This window comes from Acidocella aminolytica 101 = DSM 11237 (assembly GCF_900129125.1).
GTDB classification, from domain to species: Bacteria; Pseudomonadota; Alphaproteobacteria; order Acetobacterales; family Acetobacteraceae; genus Acidocella; species Acidocella aminolytica.
This window is the reverse complement of the sequence record NZ_FQVJ01000003.1, coordinates 150,763-169,217: the sequence shown is the minus strand read 5'-3', so window position 1 is coordinate 169,217 and position 18,455 is coordinate 150,763. Positions and strand designations below refer to the sequence as shown.

At 58.0% G+C, this 18,455-nt stretch carries 14 protein-coding genes; 8 read left to right on the top strand and 6 right to left on the bottom strand.

Annotated elements, in window-relative coordinates; all coding sequences use genetic code 11:
- Positions 1-687 precede the first annotated feature (687 nt).
- Positions 688-876 (top strand): hypothetical protein, encoded by a 189-nt coding sequence (locus BUB54_RS20660; protein ID WP_175556457.1) that lies wholly within the window; start codon positions 688-690, stop codon positions 874-876.
- Between the two features lie 374 nt (positions 877-1,250).
- Here the strand turns inward: BUB54_RS20660 and BUB54_RS02895 are convergent, their stop codons facing one another.
- Together BUB54_RS02895 and BUB54_RS02890 are read right to left on the bottom strand one after the other, a co-directional pair.
- Entirely contained in the window at positions 1,251-2,495 is a 1,245-nt protein-coding gene (locus BUB54_RS02895; protein ID WP_241869323.1) for a multidrug effflux MFS transporter, read from the bottom strand.
- Between the two features lie 120 nt (positions 2,496-2,615).
- Positions 2,616-3,503 (bottom strand): LysR family transcriptional regulator ArgP, encoded by an 888-nt coding sequence (locus BUB54_RS02890; protein WP_048877937.1) that lies wholly within the window; start codon positions 3,501-3,503, stop codon positions 2,616-2,618.
- A gap of 76 nt (positions 3,504-3,579) precedes the next feature.
- Here BUB54_RS02890 and BUB54_RS02885 point away from each other — a divergent pair, with 76 nt between their 5' ends.
- The 5 genes from BUB54_RS02885 (at position 3,580) to BUB54_RS02865 (ending at position 12,634) form a co-directional block, all read left to right on the top strand.
- Positions 3,580-4,209 carry a LysE/ArgO family amino acid transporter gene (locus BUB54_RS02885; protein ID WP_048877936.1) on the top strand — a complete coding sequence of 210 codons (630 nt, stop codon included), beginning with the start codon at positions 3,580-3,582 and terminating at the stop codon, positions 4,207-4,209.
- Positions 4,210-4,584: 375 nt separating this feature from the next.
- Complete coding sequence (locus BUB54_RS02880; protein WP_048877935.1) at positions 4,585-9,879, top strand: alpha-2-macroglobulin family protein; 5,295 nt, start codon at positions 4,585-4,587, stop codon at positions 9,877-9,879.
- A gap of 28 nt (positions 9,880-9,907) precedes the next feature.
- A complete protein-coding gene (locus BUB54_RS02875; protein WP_158320075.1) occupies positions 9,908-11,842 on the top strand; it encodes a transglycosylase domain-containing protein in 1,935 nt (644 codons plus the stop codon).
- Between the two features lie 138 nt (positions 11,843-11,980).
- Entirely contained in the window at positions 11,981-12,340 is a 360-nt protein-coding gene (locus tag BUB54_RS02870) for an alpha/beta fold hydrolase (protein ID WP_052948307.1), read from the top strand.
- Positions 12,341-12,343: 3 nt separating this feature from the next.
- Complete coding sequence (locus BUB54_RS02865; protein WP_052948306.1) at positions 12,344-12,634, top strand: hypothetical protein; 291 nt, start codon at positions 12,344-12,346, stop codon at positions 12,632-12,634.
- 246 nt (positions 12,635-12,880) lie between these two features.
- On the opposite strand, the gene BUB54_RS02860 is transcribed toward BUB54_RS02865, so the two are convergent.
- On the bottom strand, positions 12,881-13,585 hold the full coding sequence (locus BUB54_RS02860) for a helix-turn-helix transcriptional regulator (protein WP_048877933.1): 705 nt from the start codon (positions 13,583-13,585) through the stop codon (positions 12,881-12,883).
- Between the two features lie 101 nt (positions 13,586-13,686).
- Between BUB54_RS02860 and BUB54_RS02855 the strand changes: the two genes are divergently transcribed.
- A complete protein-coding gene (locus tag BUB54_RS02855) occupies positions 13,687-14,085 on the top strand; it encodes a VOC family protein (protein WP_048877932.1) in 399 nt (132 codons plus the stop codon).
- Between the two features lie 177 nt (positions 14,086-14,262).
- Here the strand turns inward: BUB54_RS02855 and BUB54_RS02850 are convergent, their stop codons facing one another.
- Positions 14,263-14,868, bottom strand: a complete 606-nt coding sequence (locus BUB54_RS02850) for a TetR/AcrR family transcriptional regulator (RefSeq protein WP_199444665.1) — start codon at positions 14,866-14,868, stop codon at positions 14,263-14,265.
- A gap of 139 nt (positions 14,869-15,007) precedes the next feature.
- On the opposite strand from BUB54_RS02850, the gene BUB54_RS02845 reads away from it, so the two are divergent.
- Positions 15,008-15,697: an SDR family NAD(P)-dependent oxidoreductase gene (locus BUB54_RS02845; RefSeq protein WP_048877930.1), complete on the top strand. Its 690-nt coding sequence runs from the start codon at positions 15,008-15,010 to the stop codon at positions 15,695-15,697.
- Between the two features lie 420 nt (positions 15,698-16,117).
- Here the strand turns inward: BUB54_RS02845 and BUB54_RS02840 are convergent, their stop codons facing one another.
- Together BUB54_RS02840 and BUB54_RS02835 are read right to left on the bottom strand one after the other, a co-directional pair.
- The gene (locus BUB54_RS02840) at positions 16,118-16,717 is read right to left on the bottom strand and encodes an endonuclease/exonuclease/phosphatase family protein (protein WP_048877929.1); all 600 of its coding nucleotides are present in this window, start codon (positions 16,715-16,717) and stop codon (positions 16,118-16,120) included.
- Positions 16,707-18,125: a phospholipase D-like domain-containing protein gene (locus tag BUB54_RS02835; RefSeq protein WP_048877928.1), complete on the bottom strand. Its 1,419-nt coding sequence runs from the start codon at positions 18,123-18,125 to the stop codon at positions 16,707-16,709. Before BUB54_RS02835 ends, BUB54_RS02840 begins: the two co-directional genes overlap by 11 nt.
- Positions 18,126-18,455: the final 330 nt, after the last annotated feature.

Below are 18,455 nucleotides of genomic sequence, written 5' to 3'. Positions count from 1 at the left end.
AAGCCCATCGCTGGTACCCGCGCGTCTATTATCCCGCGTATGCTCCAAGAGCATTCATCCTAAAACATGATGTATTCACCCAATGACATGTGATGACTACCTGCGCTTTGATTTGACGCAACTTGATTTGTAGCCAAACTGAACGTTTATCTCGCTGGCACACTCCGCGGATCGATGATTTTCATACCACCTGCAACGGCGGACGGACACTGCGCGACTGCAAAGCTTTTAGCTCTTGCAGTATCTGCGTGCTGAAGATCTGGATTTTGTGGCTTATTGACGAAAATCAACGCAGCCGACGATGCAGTATGTTTTCATAAAACTCCTGCTTCAACTTGGTAACTTCGAAGTGGACAAAAATCCTTTGGCCCGGAGGTGGACGGCCTGAGTATGATTTTTAAAATCACAGGTAAAAAACAACGGCTTGGAGAATTACAATGGCAATTCCTAGCAAATCACTCAATATTCTCCCGCGGCGGCACTTTGTGGTTGGAACGGGATGGCTATTCGGGCTGCTAGCGGGTACGGCGATTATGACGAGGGCGGCCAACGCGCAAGACCAGGATCAAGACCGAGACAGGGATCTTGATCAAGACAGGGATAAAGATCAGGACCAAGATCAAGATAGGGACCGAGACCAAGATATGGATCAGAACCGCGACCGGGATAAGACACAAGATCGGAGTAGTGTCGGCCGTAGCACATCGTCTGGAAGCCGTGGATCTGGAAGCGGATCAGGCGCTGGAGGAGGAGCTGGCGGCGGGGGAGGTGGCGGAGGTGGCGGAGGTGGCGGCGGGGGAGGGGGCGGAGGTGGTGGCTAATACGCCCCATAATCGCCATAGGCTCCTGCATGGACGATACCGCTGTATCCGATAAGTTGTCGCGGCTGGTCAATGTAAGCTTCTAACGGGCTATAACCGGCTTCCGTTCTAAAGCGGGTAACAATTCCATTACTCTCATTGACGCTCTAAGGCGTACTGACGGCTACCAGCTAATCTTCGTTAAAGCATCCTCTCCATTTTGGGTGGATCGGTTTTACGCGGCCGCCCAGTTGAAATGTTATCAAAGTTGAGTTGCTACGTCCTAGACGTAGCAACCTATTATGGCTGCTATAACAATGGGAATGAAAATCTCATGCAGATTATTGTCCCTGTCATACTCGCGATAACACACCAAGGCAGAGATTTTCATTTCGGTACGGCGTTCCATGAACAATGCAACCAGATCGACGGCTATAGGGCGGCACCTTGCTAGTTCGCGATTATCGTTGATGTCGTCGGCCGGTGGAATAAGCGACCGCGCTCTGTGACAAGTATGACGGCCAACGTGCCAATGCCGGTATAGGCAAAGCCTTCCGTCAAGGGGATCACGGTACCATCGAAGTTCTGTCCGATCAGGGCCCCGATCACTGCTCCGGCCACAGTCGTGATACAGCCCGCCGCAGCAGCAGCGCTACCCGCCAAATGGCCAACCGGCTCCATCGCGATGGCGTTGAAATTCCCCATCATCAGCCCAAAGCAGAACATCATGCAACTTTGCAGAATAGCAAAGCACCAAATTGTCTCATGTCCGGTATAGGCCACGAGCGCATGGATACAGGCACTGGCGATGAAGCCCAGTAGCGCCGCATGCGAGAGTAGCCGCATGCCGATCCGCTCTACCAAACGCGCATTAACCAATGAGGCTATGGCGATACTTGCGGCCACTCCTGCGAATACGATAGGAAACAGCCTCGGCGCTTTGAACACATCCAAAAACACCTGTTGGGAAGAAACGATAAATCCGAGCAGGCCGCCAAATATGCCGCCGGTGGCCAACGTGTAGCCCAGCCAGAGGCGGCAGGTGAAAATCCGCCCATAGCTCCGCGCTATGTTGCCGACGCTGATGGGCCGTCGGTCTTCAAGGTGCAGCGTCTCCGGCAAACGCAGCGCAACCCAGAGCAGCACCAACAGCCCGAAGCCAGCGAGGCCGACGAAGATCCATCGCCAGGATAAGCCGGCAAGCAGGATCGCCTGGCCGATAGAGGGGGCAAGCACGGGCACGCTTAAGAACACCATGAAAGAGAGAGAGATCACCCGCGCCATAAGGCGGCCGGCATAGCGGTCGCGTACAATCGCCACCGCCACTACGCGCGAGACCGCCGCCGCTACGCCCTGCAGCCCGCGAGCCAGCAGCACTATCTCGAAAGATCCTGCACACGCCACAGCCAGACTGCACAATACATAGCCTGCCATGCCCGCGAGTAGAACCGGCTTGCGCCCGAAACGGTCGATCAGCGGCCCATAGATGATCTGCGCAGCGCCAAAGCCAATCATGTAGATGACGATGATCCGCTGCGCGGTGTTGCCGCTGGTTACCCCCAGCGTCGTGCTGATCTGCTGCAAGGCTGGTAGCATGGTATCGACGCCCATGGCGTTGGTTGCCATCAAAGCAGCCACCAAAGCGACGAATTCGGTGAACCGCATCTCGGAATGCGGGGATCTGGTCTCTGGCATATAGGGAAATTGTCCTTTTCTAAAGAGACGGCTTATTGGCGCGTGCGCCGCCCCGCAACCTTCATTTCCTCATAGTTGCTATGGCTGCTCTAGTCGCCCGACAGGTCTCGTGTGAGTCCTTCACGTATCCAGATACCTAGCAGCCGCAGCGCATACATCCCTGGTCAAACGGCGCAATGACACAACGTGCAGACGGGCAACGGTCCAGTAAAGCTTAACGTCGATCCTCGCCCGCGGTGGGAGCTCGACTAGGCGACCGGCGGCGATATGCTGTTCCGCCAGCCGAAGAGGTTGCAACCCCCAAGCCAATCCGGCCAGACACAAGTCCATGAAGCCATGTGTCGAGGGAACCCAGTGCGTCGGCGCATCGAGATCAATTCCGTATGCTTCGGATGCCCAGCGGGCCTGCAGCCCGTCAAGTCGATCGAACCGCAGATACGGCGCTTTTTTCAGCGTCTCGCCGTTCACCGCATCTCCGAAATACCGTGAAAGGAAATTCGGGCTGGCGCAGGCGGCATAACGCAGCGCCCCCAGCGGGATGGTCCGGCACCCCTGGATCGGATTGGGATCAGCCGTCACGGCAGCCAAAACGTCACCTGAACGAAGCCGATCGGCAGTGCGTGTTTCATCGTCGCGAGTAAGCTCGAGAAGGGTACCAGTCGCCCGACCGAATGCGGCAATGGCTTCAGGGAGCCATGTCGCCAGACTGTCGGCGTTAACGGCAACCCTGAGCGTGGGTAGCGGGGCGGCGTTTTGATCGGAGAGCGCTGGCACAATGTCAGCTTCCAGCAGTTGGACGCGGTCGAAATGCGCACAGAGTCTGCGGCCCAGATCGGTCGGTGTGCAAGGCTGGCCGCGGATTACGAGCATCGTTCCAAGCCGCTCCTCTATGCCCCGCACACGCTGCGAGATGGCCGATGGCGTAATGCGGAGTGCAGCGGCAGCCCGTTCGAAACTGCCCTCCCGGACGACGGCACTGACAGCGGCAAGCGCGGGATAATCCAGCATGAATTAAGTTATGCTTAATCAGCTTTAGAAAAACAAGCTTTTCTAATGTGTCGAGCGCGGCCATTGAGTGTCGCGCATGGCAAACTTTCTTACTTCATTCCTCACTGGCTTCGCGTCATCCGCAGCGCTGATCATTGCGATCGGCGCCCAGAATCTCTTTGTTCTCCGCCAGGGGCTGCGGCGTGAACATGTCCTGCCGATCGTGCTGTTCTGCGGTTGCGCGGATGCTATTCTGATCATCGCCGGCGTTGGCGGGGTCGGTGCATTCGTCGGCGCGGCTCCACGGTTCACCATGCTCCTGACACTGGGAGGATGTGTATTTCTCACTTGGCACGGCGTCACGGCCCTACGCCGACTTTCGGTCGTCAGCAAAGTCGAGATCGGCGCAGGGAATGGGTTAACGCTCCGCAGGGCGATTGCCTCAACAGCGGGCTTCACCTTTCTGAATCCTCACGTCTACCTTGATACGGTCCTGCTTCTCGGTGCAATTGGCTCGGCGCAGCCGGCCGCCTTGCGTCCGGCTTTCACGGCGGGAGCCATTTCGGCCAGCGTCTCCTGGTTTACCGCGCTCGGGTTCGGGGCACGAATCCTCAAGCCTGTGTTTTCCCGGCCTGCCGCATGGCGTGCGCTTGATGCGATCGTCGGCTTGACAATGCTTGCGCTCGCAGGGTCGCTGCTCCTGCGCGTTACCTATCAGGGAGGGTGACAGGCGATGCACCCGGGGGGCGCCATCAACAGTCGCGTTGACAGGCGCGGAGCCAGCCAGACCAAAACCTTCCTAACCACGGTGTAATTGAGTCTGTTTCAGAGTGGATCCCCGTTGGGGATTTGCGAAAGTCCGCCCGGCACTGGCGACCATCTATCGAAATGGTGTGTCCAAGTTTCCATCGCTCCTTCGGTCTAACCCAGCGTCTTCAGGGACAATGGCAGAGCCAATCACCGCTGCAGGATTGGCTCGTTACAGGCTTCCACCGGGCATTGAACCCAGCTAGTCTATTTTCAACTAGGGGCCGTTTTGCGGGTGCCAAGCAAAATCAGGGGTTGGCGTCAGCGCTAAGTTGGACAGGAATTAGAGCACACCATGCATTCTTATGCTCGCAATGCGCTTTTTGGCCTCGTCCTCCTGTCCGGTGGCATGTTCCTTGGCCCATCCGCCGCCGCTCAAAATGCCTCTGCTCCATCTGGCAATATGGAATCCGCGCCGCCATTGTCGGTAACGCCGATTGTGGAGGATATAGATAAAATTCTCCCCGGCCTTGGTGCCGAAGCTCAGCAACTGGCTTTTGGATTTGCCAACAACACTGGCTGGAGCGCGTCACTTCAAGGCGAGGCCGCTGCAGACGACGCGGCAATGCAGGCCGCTCGCAAGGCCCAGGACTGGCAGGGCTTGCGCCAAGCCAGCCAGAGCCGGCTCAATCTTTACGCAAACCGCAGCCCGGAACCATGGCTCGATCTTGCTGAGGCTGACCTCAATGGTGCAGGCCCGGTTACGGAGGCATTGCAGGCCGCTTATCTTGGCCTGAAATATGCCGGCCATAGCAACAACCCCGCGGCGGCAACTTGGCGGGGACTGAATCTCATGCGCCAGGCACTTGGCCAGCAGGGCAATCACGGTGCGGAAATTCGCCTGTTAGACGTCATGGTTTCGGCTTATCCCCAGGAGGCCAGCCTTCGTACCGCGCTGGACCAGGCGATAACGGCGTACGGGTTTGTTGTCAGCAAAGTGGATAGCTACCCGCAATCCTTCCCCGCCCGCGCGTGCATTACCTTCACTGTAAGCTTGCCGCATGGCACGTTGCATCCAGGTGACTATGTCACCACACAGCCCGCCATAAAAGACCTTGCCGTTACGGAAACAAGCGGCCAGCTTTGTCTTTCTGGCCTGACACCAGGGGCAACGACCACGGTTATCCTGCATCCTGGCCTACCAGGGATTGCCGGTACTGCCCTGAAGGAACAACGCAGTATCAAGATTACGCTCGCGAACCGCCCGCCCGCGCTGTTCGCCGATCCAAGCCATTTTATTATCCCCGCCAATAACCCGCCCGCGGTAGGATTTTCTGGCGTCAACATCTCAAAAGTCAAAGTAAAGATCGCGCACGTTTCTGAACGCAGCCTGCTCAATTTCCTGTCGAATCACCCACTACTCAATCCTGGTGCCTTTAATTCTGACCTAAATGGCAATACTGCGCCGATTATTTTCACGGGCAGCGCCACTGTGCCGGGTTTTGAGCGGAACCGCCTGGTGCATGCTATCCTACCGCTTTCAACGGTGATGACAAAACCTGGGCTTTACGCCGTCTCGATCGCGCCGGACGATGGTACCCCCAACGATGATGGCTCGCTGAATCTGCAACAATTAGTCCTGCGCACGAATATTGCGCCAACAAGCTGGTGGGGCAGGAATGGGCTGACTGTACAGCTCCGCAGGTTTACCGATGCATCGGTAATCGCCGGCGCCAAAGTCGCGCTCATCGCCTCGGATAATTCGGTCCTCGATACGGCGGTCACGGATTCGAACGGCTTCGCCCATTTCGCGGCGCCGCTGATGAATGGCGCGCAGGCACAGGCACCCGTAGCACTGCATATCACCGGTCCCGACGGGGATTTCACCCTCGTCGACCTCAATGCCGCCCCGTTCGACCTCACTGATCGCGGTGTTTCCGGCCAAGCCGAACCCCAGCCCGTTGATCCTTATCTCTGGCTTGACCGCGGCATCTACCGGCCCGGCGAAACCGTGAATCTCGGCGCTCTGCTGCGCGATCCGGCCTTGAAACCGCTCGGCATACCGTTACGCCTGATCGTCTATCGTCCCGGCGGCCAAGTCTTCCTAGACCAGGTGACAAAATGGACGGATGATTCATCTTTTGTCACACAGATTCACCTTCCTGCCGGAGCGCAGGCGGGTGACTGGAGCATCTCCCTCCAAGAGGGTGAAAACGGCCCCGTAGTTGCACAGCGCAGTTTCACGGTTGCGGCCTTCGTACCGGCAAAGCTGGCGATCAGTTTTGCGGCAAATGGCCCTCTCGCCCCTGGAAAGATCGATAATTTACCTATATCGGTCCAATTTCTTTACGGCGCGCCTGGGTCAGACCTCACTGGCACGGCAAGCGTACACGTTGGTGCTGATCCGTCGCCGTTTCCCGCCTATCAGGGATACACGTTTGGCCTTCGCCATGAGATCGTCAACGAGCCGATGCTGCAGCCGGACTTGCCCGAAACTGATGCAACCGGCGCGGCCTCGATCCCCATTGATTTGACACAGCTACCTGACACAACCCATGCACTACAGGCGGTGGTCAAGGTTACAATCAACGACCCTTCAGGCCGGGCGGCGACGAAAGAGCAGACACTGAAAATCACGCCGGCGGCGCCGATGATTGGTATCCGCCCAGGATTCAGCGGCGGCGCGGTCAATAGCGGCACCAAGCCGGTTTTCGACATCGCCGCCATCGCGCCAGACGGCAAACCCGTGCCGATGCAGGCGGACCTCTCCTTGGTCCGGCAGGATTATGAATGGGGCGTGATCTGGAATGATTCGGTCGCGAGCTGGCGCTACAACTATGTCAACCACAATGTCCTGAACGAAACAATTACCATTACCCCAGGCAAGCCTTACCACCTGGTCCTGCCTGCGCTGCCGGACGGGCGCTACCGGCTACGGCTGATCCAGCATTCAGGCGGTTACGCCGCGAGTTCAACTATTTTCTATTCCGGCTGGATCACATCGAACCAGCCGGATGTGCCAACCAGGCTGACCGTCACCCGTGACAAGAAATCGTATAACGGCGGCGATGTGGCGCAACTGCATATCAGTGCTCCCTTTTCGGGCAAGGCCGTGCTCGTACTTGCCAATGACCATGTAATCAGCACGCGCGATTTCGACGTTCCCAAAGGCGGCACCAATGTCAAAGTATCGGTTTCCGCCTCCTGGGGAGCCGGCGCGTATGCAATCGTGCAACTCTATCGCCCGGCTACGGCTACCACACCGCCCGACCGTGCAATCGGGCTGGTCTGGCTCGGCCTTAACCCAGGTACGCACGAACTTCCCGTCGCCTTTAACGTAAAGACACTCTACCGGCCCGGCCGCGATGTCACGTTCGAGGTTAAGACCACACCCGGCGCCTATGTTACCCTCGATGCCGTGGACGAGGGAATTTTATCCCTGACCGATTTTCAATCGCCCGATCCGCTCGGCCATTTCTTCGGTAAGCGATTGCTCGGCGTCGATATACGGGATGATTACGGCGCGCTGCTCAGACCGCCGCAGGGGATGCAAGCCGTTTTGCATGTTGGCGGCGGCGGTGATTTCGGCCCAGCTAATCTGCCAATTCCACAAAAAATCGTCTCGCTTTTCGCTGGCCCCGTCCAGGCCGGACCGGATGGTGTGGCACGCTTCGTGATGCATCTGCCCGACTTCAACGGCAAAATTAGGTTGATGGCCGTAGCCTGGAAGGAAGATACGCTGGGCTCTGCCGCGACCGATATCATCTCCCGTCACAAGCTCATCGCGAATTTGCTGCTGCCGCGCTTTCTCTCACCCGGCGATACGGCGAATATCGGTGTGATGCTGCAAGACCTTGATCTACCTTCAGGCCATTTCACCGTCACTGTAGCGGCGAAAGGTGCTATCAGCGGTGGGAAAGTTTTCCCCGTCGACCTTGCTCGTGGCACACGCCAGGTCCTGCACACGCAGATTGCCGCCAATGCCATCGGAACCGGGCATATAAGGCTCGATGTAGCCGGTCCGGATGCCTACTCGCAGCAGCGCCTGCGCAATATTTCGGTGCATCTGGTCCGGCCCGCCGTTACCCAGCTTACCAATACCGAGGTTGCGCCAGGGCAGAAAGCGGCCCTGACTCCCGACCTTAGCCCCTTCGTGCCCGGTTCGGCCAAGTCCGTGATGACACTTGGGAACCATCTTCCTTTTGACCCCGCGGGTTTTCTGCAGGCACTGCAGGAGCGCAATCTGCCGTTCCTGGACGAGAGCGTAAGCCGTGGGCTGCCGCTCACTGCGCTCACTGGCGCGGTTGCCTTGCCAGACCCGCAAGGGCGCTTGGCGCAGGCGGTTGAAAACGTTCTTGACGACCAGCGCTATGATGGCGCCTTTGGACTCTGGTCCTCGCAAGATTCAGCACAGCCCTGGCTGACCGCCTATGCAACGGATTTCCTGCTGCGCGCGCGCAAAGCTGGTGCTGACATCCCAGATCCGCCGCTAAAGGCTGCGCTTTCCTGGCTGCGCCATGAAGTTGATAATGATCCGGAGCCCGGGCAAGCGCAGATTTATGCGGCCTACGTTCTGGCACTGGACGGGCAGGCTCCGGCAGGGGCCATACGCGTCATGGACAAAAATATCGGTGACGTAACGCATCCGCTTGCGCGCGCGCAGTTGGGCGCTGCCCTGGCAATGATTGGCGAACCTGACAGGGCCATGCAGGCTCTCCATGCGGCACTGAACACCCATAACAGGGGCGGTTATTTCTGGTGGCGCGGCCAGGACTGGAATGACGGCTATGGAACACCGCTGCGCGACGCCTGGGCCGTACCCACCATCATCCGCGAGACAGGATTGATGCAGAAAACTTGGTCCTCCCTAGCGGCCAATTTGCCGGGCAGGGGCCTTTCGCCCGATAGACTAAATAGCCAGGAACTCGCAGCGGCGGGGCTTGCCGCGGCAGATTTTGGGGGCAAGCCAGAGACTCTCTCGGTTTCGATCGACGGCAAAGCGGCAACGAGTAGCCACGCCATCGTCCAGGGCATCGGCAAAAGCGTCACGATCACCAATAACGGGAAAACCGCTTTGCCCGTGGTTATAGCGACCACCGGCATCCCGGTGACGCCAGCCAAGGCCGCGTCAAATGGCATGAGCCTGCAAATTGCCTTCTACGCCAAGGACGGTACGCCGCTCGACGTGTCGCGTCTGGACCAGAACACGGTGTTCATCATGGTCATTAGCGGCCGGGCAACCGATAGCACACCGCACCACGCTGTTCTTACCGCTGGGCTGCCCGCCGGCTGGGAACTTGCAGGCAATATTTCCAGCGGCCAGACGCAACTATCCTGGCTACCGGACCTGACTTCGCCCGATGCCACGGCGTCGGCTGATGACCGGTACATGGCGGCCTTCACACTCTACCCGCCCTGTTCCGATCTCAATTGTTCCGATAATGGATATACACAGGAGTTTGTCACCGCCGTCGAACTACGCGCCGTGACACAAGGGCATTTCATCCTGCCGGGCGCTGTGCTGGCCGATCTCAACCATCCTGACGAACGCGGCACAACGGCGGCGAGCGACGTGGCTGTGCTCCCGCCCGGCACGCCCGTTACCCCGCCTGCCCATGCCAGCAATGCGCCTCAAACCAAGGCACCTTAAGGCGGTCGCCTGGCGGGCGCCTCTCATTTTGGCAGCGGGCGCAGTGCTTATCGCTCTGGTGGCGTATCTATTCCCGCCCAGCCTTGCCCGGCTGAAGGACCAAGGGCGGATTATCGATGGGGAAGATGGTACGCCTATTGCTTATTTCCCAGATGCAACGGGAGAGTGGAAATTCGCAACCCCTGCCGCGGCGGTCAATCCGCTGATGCTTCACATGCTTGTCCGCATTGAGGATAAGCGCTTCTGGTATAACCCCGGCGTTGATCCAGTGGCGATCCTACGAGCCACAGCGCAATTTGCGGCTACCGGCCATGTTGTGTCTGGTGCCTCCACGCTCACCATGGAGGTGGTCCGCCTTTTACATCCGGCGCCGCGCACCTTTGAGGTAAAGCTGCGCGAAGCACTACAAGCCATCTCTCTGACTGAACATTACTCCAAGAATCAAATTCTTAGCATGTGGCTCTCCCTGGCGCCGTTTGGCGGCAGTATTACCGGCGTCACAGCAGCCTCGCGCCTTTGGTTTGGTGTTTCGCCACGCAGCCTGGACCCCGCGCAGGTGGCACTGCTGATTGCCCTTTGCCGCCGTCCCGAGGCATTGCGGCCAGATTTGTACCCGCAGGCCGCCCGGCGCGCGCGCAACCGCATCCTTGCGCAGGCCGCGCGAGAAGGCGTAATCAACGCCGCCACTGCCACCCAGGCAGAAGCCGAGCCCGTCCCTCGCCATTGGCAAACTCTGCCGCGCCAGACACCCCAGCTTACGATCGGCCTCGCTACAAACACGCGCACAACGCTGAACCCGGCACTAAACGCTGCGCTCGCACGGCTTGCGGGCAATATCCTCACCACGATGCGGCCAGCCGAGTCCCTTGCCATTCTCATCATCAATGCCAAAACGCGCATGGTTCGTGCCGCCTACCTTGGTGATCCCGGCAACCTCCCACGCGCGGGTTTTATTGATCTCTCCCAGGCAATTCGCTCGCCAGGCTCGGCGCTGAAACCGTTTCTCTACGGCCTTGCTTTTGCAGAGGGTTATGCTGGGCCGCGTACCTTGCTGTATGATCTGCCCCATGATTTTTCGGCCTATGGCCCGGAAGATTTCACGCATAGCTTCATGGGCACGGTAAGCACCGCCACGGCGCTGCGCCGTTCGCTCAATCTTCCCGCTGTAGCCTTGCTGAACCGCTACGGCGCGGCGCGCTTCTGGTCCGCGTTGAACTCTGTCGGTGTGCCGTTGGCATTGCCTCACGGGGCCGAGCCCAGCCTGCCCGTTATACTGGGTGGCGACGGGCTCACCATGCGTCAACTCGGCGCGCTTTATGCTGGGTTGGCAACAGATGGCTGTGTCGAACCACTGCACTTTATCTACGGCCAAAAGCAGGTCTGCGCGCGGCTATTGAGCGCAGACATTGCTGATGAGGTCGCCAATATTCTGACCCGACCGCTGCCTGGTTATTTGGCCAAGGGCATTGCCTGGAAAACCGGAACGAGCGCTGGAAACCGCGATGACTGGGCAATCGGCTTCGACCGGCGTCATGTCGTCATTGTCTGGACTGGCCAGCCAGATGGCGGCGCGCTACCAGGCGCCGCCGCAATCGGCCGCGCGGTACCAATTCTGGCCTCAACTTTCGGGCTTTTAAAGATCTATCCGCGCCAGGTTTTGCCTCCGGCCAAGCCTCTCAGCCTGGTGGCGGTGCAACAAAAGACACCGCTCACCATGGCCTATCCGCCTCCGCATGCAGTCCTCGCGGATATCGGGCCGATTAGGCTTCGCGTCATTGGCGGTGTACGTCCTCTCACGTTTTTAATCGACGGCGTACCGCTAAATTCTGTTCCAGCTTTACGCAGCGCGCACTTCGTGCCTTCTGGACCTGGCTTCTACCATCTGCGCGTCATCGATGCGAATGGTGCATCGGTTACAGAGATGCTTCAGGTCAAGGCGGCCGAGAGTTTGCCATCACAATAGGCATATTCCGGTGGGATAATGCCTGTTTCTTTCATATTCCGAACCATAGCAGTCGGACAGTATTTGGCCATTCAGTTTGACATTCTGGACTGAAGTTCTCGCGGACTGTAGCACGGGGTCGGTTCGACGGAGCATGTCATGAATAGCCTGAATGCCAACGGCACAGATCTGGCCTATGAGAGTTCTGGTGAGGAAACTGACGAGGCAATTCTTCTGATCTCGGGCCTCGGCACACAGATGATTCGCTGGAGGTCTTCATTCTGCGGAATGCTGGCGAAACAGGGCTATCGTGTGATCCGGTTCGATAATCGTGATGCAGGACGTTCAGCGGATTTTTCCCATCTTGGATTGCCGGGTTATTCATCGTTGATGCGTCAGGTCACAGCGGGCAGCCGACCGAACGTACCCTATACGCTAGCCGACATGGCCAATGATGCTATTGGATTGCTCGATGCTCTGTCCATCAGACAAGCCCATATCGTTGGCCGGTCGATGTAAGGTATGATCGCACAAATACTGGCGAGCGAGCATCCAGCGCGCGTTCTCTCGCTCACCTCAATCATGTCTGGCACCGGTAATCCAGCTATGCCGCAAACGGCCCCCGATATCATGGGGCTCATGCTGCGTCCCTCGCCTGATCCGGCCTCAGATGAAGCATGCTATCTGTCGCATGGCATTGCCTTCGCACGGCGCATCGCTGACACTGCTTACCCGTTCGATGAAGAAGACTATCGCACGCTCATCATGAAGGAGATTCGTCGTGGCTATGTTCCTGGTGGCTTCGGGCGGTAGCTCGCTGCGATGGCTGTTGCCGGTGACCGCCGCGCCAGGCTGGCTTCTATTCAGGCGCGATCCTCATCATTCACGGAACAGACGATCCCTGTTCTAACCCCGCATAAAGAAAAGCTTTCTTACCCCATCATGAGGCGGCCCACGTGCCGACCTCGAAGAGAAGTAAGAGCCTCGTGGGGCAGCCTCCGGCCAGTATAGACCCAAGCCAGGGAATGAAGCCGTATGCAGGTATCAATTGGCCTTGACTCAAGCCGTTATAGAGAAGCGGACGTTTGCCTCACGCCACAGTTGCCAGCGTCGACGTAATTCACCCTGGCGCAGGCCGTTGAGTTCATTGAGCATCGTCACTTCGACGATCCGTTCAGTGCGGAAATGTCGGAAGCTTTGACGCAACTCGCACCAAGCGACCAGCAGACGGTAGGTCTCCGTATACCCCAGGATCACCGGCCATACCGTTCTCTCGGTTTCCTCGCCAGTCTCCGACCGATAGCGCAGCCGCAGTTTCAAACTCTTGCGGATCGCTGATCTAAGCATCGAGGTATCGACATTATCCTCCTGTAATCGGATCATCGGTTTTACGCCCACGGTCGGCTCGATGATGAAGGGGCGCATATGCTCGGGAACGACGGCAGCGATCTTTGCAACCACATCGCGGGCCGCGCTGGAAAGAACTTTGTCGGAGCGGCCCGCGACCCATTGAGCGCCAAGCATCACAGCCTCAATCTCATCAGACGTCAGCATAAGGGGCGGCATGTCGTAATCGGAAGCAAGCAGATAACCCAAGCCTGCCTCGCCCTCGATGGGAACCCGCTGGCCTATCAGGTCCGCAACGTCGCGGTAGACCGTGCGCTTCGATATTTCAAGCTCTTCCGCCAGCGCGGCCGCCGTCACCGGTCGGGTCGATCGCCGGAGGATTTGGATGATCTGAAATAAACGGTCGGCCCTACGCATTGCATGCTTACTCCTGCTGCCAGGATGGTGTCAGCAGGCTTATGCGACAAGAGCTTTGGTAGCACCGCGCAAGCATTGCGGCCAATCGAAAGGAAAAAGCCATGAAATTCGCCTCCACGCGCCTGATCGTTGCTGATATAAATGCCATGGTCGGCTTCTATGAGAAGGTAATGGACCGAAAAGCCGACTGGCTCGCGCCAGTATTTGCTGAAATCGTAACTTCGGCGGCAACGCTTGCTTTCGGCAGTGCCGAGACGGTAGCGCTATTCAGGGAGCAAAGCGCCGAACCTGCCGCTAATCGTACTGCTATCATCGAACTCCGGGTTGATAACGTGGAATCCGAATTCGCTCGGCTGAAAGAGGAGGTGGATGTAGTACACGCGCCGAAGATGCTGCCCTGGGGCAACTGTGCCGCGCAATTTCGAGATCCTGAAGGCACGCTTGTAAGTATATATACGCCGGTTACCGAGACCGCGAAGCAGCGATTTGGTTCACGGTAACGAGCCAACGAAAAAACTTTCCGCCTGACGGGCTGGGTTCCAAACCGTCATATGTATTATATCCGTGAACGTCGGCGTCTTGACTCGCCTTGGCGGGCAGTGAGAGGCCATTTTGGATCGATCCTGCCCTCGGCAATGGAAAGAAGCGGCGGTCTTTTGGCGAGCGGGGAGGGGGGATCAGGAGACGGAGTGTGCACGCTCTGCGCTCGCTACCGCCGATAAAGAGGCGTTCAGCAGATAGGATCGGCACATCAGCGTCAACTCGCGACGCAATTCTTTGAGTGCCGGCAGCGAGACGCCGCGTTCGAAGACGATGCGCGTGCTTCCTGCAATTGCAGAGAACAACGTGAATGCCACAGCCTGCACATTTTCAAAGCGAGCGTCGGACGCTGTCGCCAGCATGCTTGCCGCCGCCGCGACGTTCCGCTCGGTTGTTGCCGCCAGAAGTGACCTCGTGTCCAGATCCTCGGCGATCAAATAAAGCGCTTTGGTGACATCAAGCCTTTCGATTTTCGTATCGAGAAACGTTTGGACAAGAAGCTCCCCCATATGGGTCACGCCTTGCCCCCGAGCTGTTAAGCACGCGGCTTCGATAGCGGCTGAGATGTGCGTGAGATGCGACTGCAGCACCGCATAAAGCAGAGCCTGCTTGTGGGGGTAATATTGATACATCGTTCCCACTGAGACGCCGGCCCGCTCAGCGACGCGCGTGGTCGTAAGACGCCGCTCTCCTTCCGACAACAGAACCTGAATGGTTGCTTCAAAAATTGCGTCGAGCGTCACCGCTGCGCGCGTCTGACGCGGTGCTTTCCGAGGCTTTAGCGTATCAGGAGGCGAAAGCGGCAAAAGCGAATCCCTAAACTGAAGAATTCTTCATATCTTAGTGGTCTCCCGAATTTCAAGTCAAAGAAGGATCATTACCATGACATCTACCGTCCTCATCATCGGCGCATCGCGGGGCCTAGGTTTAGCGCTCGCACGGGAATGGTTGCAACGTAACTGGAATGTTATTGCAACAGCGCGCGCGTCAGGGACACACGACTTGCAAAAGCTGGCCGAAACGTCTTCCTGCCGGCTGACTCTTGAGCAACTCGACATGAATGACGTTGATGCGATTGCGGCGCTGAAACGGCGACTGTCGGGCCTTGAGTTGGATCTCCTGTTTGTCAATGCCGCCGTCGCAAACGGGCCTGGCGATCGTGTCGACAAAGTTTCGACTGAGGAGTTCATCCGTATCATGGCAACCAACGCGCTCAGCCCAATGCGCGTCGTTGAAACCTTGGGAACTTTGGTCCGTCCGGGTGGCACTATTGGCGTCATGTCGTCGAGCTTGGGCAGTGTAGCCCTCAATCAGACGGGTGGGTGGGAAGTTTATCGGGCCAGCAAAGCTGCGCTGAACACCCTCATGCGCTCTTATGCGGTTCGACATGCAGAGGGTGGACGTAGCCTTGCGTTAGTTGATCCGGGATGGGTCCGCACCGACATGGGAGGCGACGGCGCGACCCTTGGAATCCAAGAGAGCATTCCGGGCGTTGTTGATGCACTAGCCGCGCGGCACGGACAGCCCGGGCTTCGGTTTTTCAATTACAAGGGGGAGACTGTCCCTTGGTAGAAGCTCCTTGCCAAAGTTTGACAATGTGCAGGCAAATGCGAGTTAAGCGCTGCACTTTGTCTTGAGTTTTTGGCTTTAAAATGGCGCCTTTGAGCGCCATATAACGAGAGAATTCTGATATCCTAACGCTTTGACCAACTGCTCTGGAGCTTAGGCAGGAAGCTTCCCTACGCCGTGGGGTGGGGCGGTTGCCGACGAAGCCGCCGTCACCACTGGAAGCTTACGATCACGGACTCTCCAGAGCACAATTTCCGGTATTGTCCCATCTGGTCATTAATCTCCTACCCCGAAAGTTGCCAATAAGCGCGACACTTTTAAGGGTACCAGCTACCGCGCAGGGCATAAAAGCCCAGAAATCTGGCAGCACCCGCATCGGCTGCGGGGATCGCCACCTCGATAATGCCGGCAATCAGCGCTTACTCACCTAACATCCACCAACAATGGATGGTGATCAGAGGCGCCTCGGGGGAGTACTGTGGCGTACAGGCAGTCAACTCCACGCAAAAAGCATCGGTCCAGCCGCAAGGGCACCATACCGCTCATGCGATGCGTGGCGATACGCGCTCCTACATCTGCGAAGCCGGGCAGGAATGGCGCGCCGATCATATTGCAATCCCCCAATATCGCCGCCCGCTCGGGCATTTGCGCCGCGATTCGGCGGAGCTGACGACGGTTGAGCCATTGGCCATGCGACAAATGCACATTCGCCACCGTGAAGCCCCCGCATTCCAGGAGTTGGCAGACGCGGCGAACGATCAGACCCGGTTGTAAATCCAATCCCCCTGGCTGCGCGGTGAAGTCGTGCGGGCTCCAGGCGGCGAGGCCATGGTGCCGGCCAGGTAGGGCGATGCGTGTATAGTTTCCGCCAAGCTGCGCGGGAAGCGCCGCCATGGTCTCTTCCACTTCCTGCATCAACATGAGATCCGGCCGTGTCTGCGCGATCAATTCGCTCACCTGAACGGCCCCGGCGCCGATCGTATGCCGTAAATTCCAACTGATAATACGGAATTTATCGGCCATGGCTGCGAAGCCCCGAACGCCAGAGCCTTATAGCCCGCAGCAGCAGACCGATGCCTGGCGCAATCGCCGCAATACCAAACAGCCCGGCAAAAACTTGCGGCAACAGCAGCACCGCCAAGCCGAGAAGGATGAGACCAGCCCCGCCGCTCAACAAAACGAGGGCTTCCTCCGGTCCCAATACCCGCCGTTTCGTAAACGAGGCCGCCAGCGTACTGCTCAGGCCAATGGCGCCGGAAAAAAGCCGTCGCGTGTTCTTGCCCGCGCTTCGCCCATGCTGACTGGAGGCAACGGGCCTTCGCAACCCCGAAACGCCGCGCATCAAAACTACCTCAGTTGAATTGGCCATGTCGGATTCGAACATCGCCTCCATTTGGCGGGCCAAAACTTGGCTCTTGATGGTGACGTCCAATTCCCGGTTCGTAATCCAACTGGCCAAGTTTGAATTACTGGAACCGATCCTGGTCCAGCACCCATCAGCCACCGCTGTCTTAGCGTGCACCATCGGGCCGTTCCATTCGAAGACCCGCACGCCCGCCTCTAGCAGGGGACGGTATGCGGATTTGGAAAGAGCGCCGACCAACGGCATATCGCTCGAACCCGGCACCAGGAGCCGTACATCCACCCCCGCTTGGGCTGCGCCCGAAAGTGCCCGTACATACGCCGTGGTGGCGACGAAATAGCCATCGGTGAGCCAGAGCGAGTGCTGGACGATTTCCGCCACCAATTGCTCAAGCCGGTACAGCCCCATGGAATCTGGCCGGCCCGCGATCACGGAAACCTCCAGACCGGGGACGCACTCCTGCCCAGATACCGGCGGTGGAACCCCGGTAGCCAGCCCTCGGCCCTCATGCGCAGCCAACCAGCTATCCTCAAAGGCGGCGTCAATATATCCGACTGCGGGCCCCTTCAACTCGATCGCCGTGTCCCGCCATGGTGGAATTCCCTTCGCTGGGTCACCGACCCAGTCATGACCGATGCACAGGCCACCCGTGAATGCCAAAACCCCATCCACGCAGAGCACCTTACGATGGTCGCGGGAGATCCAACGCAGAGGATGTAGCAATTGCGGTGCATTATAGCAGCGCACCTCAACGCCGCCGTCGCGAAGCTTTTGCCAGAAGGAACTCGAGGTTCGGTTCCGGCAGCCAAGCCAATCATAGAGCAACCTGCAACGTATCCCACGGGCCGCCGCAGCCAACAAAGCTCGCGCAAATTTCTCCCCCGTGCTGTCCTCCTGGAAAATATAATTCTCCAGATTGACAAACTTCTCAGCCCGTTCGATCGCTTCCAGCCAAGCCGCATAGGTTTGAGGGCCGTCCTTTAGTAGCCGGGCGAGATTTCCGGTGGAAGGCCACCCCTCCGCGACCCGGTAAAAGGAGTGGCCAGCGAGCGCTTCCAACATGTCCATCGACATAAGCTAGAGACGAAAAGAAATCTCTGCCAGATGCTAATCCGGTGAATTAAGAGATGGTCGTACCCACTGGCGGAGTTCAATACTCTCGGTGCCCGGAGCAATTGTGGTCGAATGCCACAAAGGTCGACGCTCCCGAGAACTCGGAAAACGTCATACAGGCTGTCTCAAAAACGGCGAGAGTTTGTCGGCTTTGGGAAGTCTCTCTGCTTTCTGCAAGAGGTGCCCAGAAAAACATGCCGAATGGCTGTATGCATGGTTTCAGCGTGGCGTATATTTAGGACTTCTGCCACAATGGGCTGAGTTTGAATAGCATTTTTGGTCAGG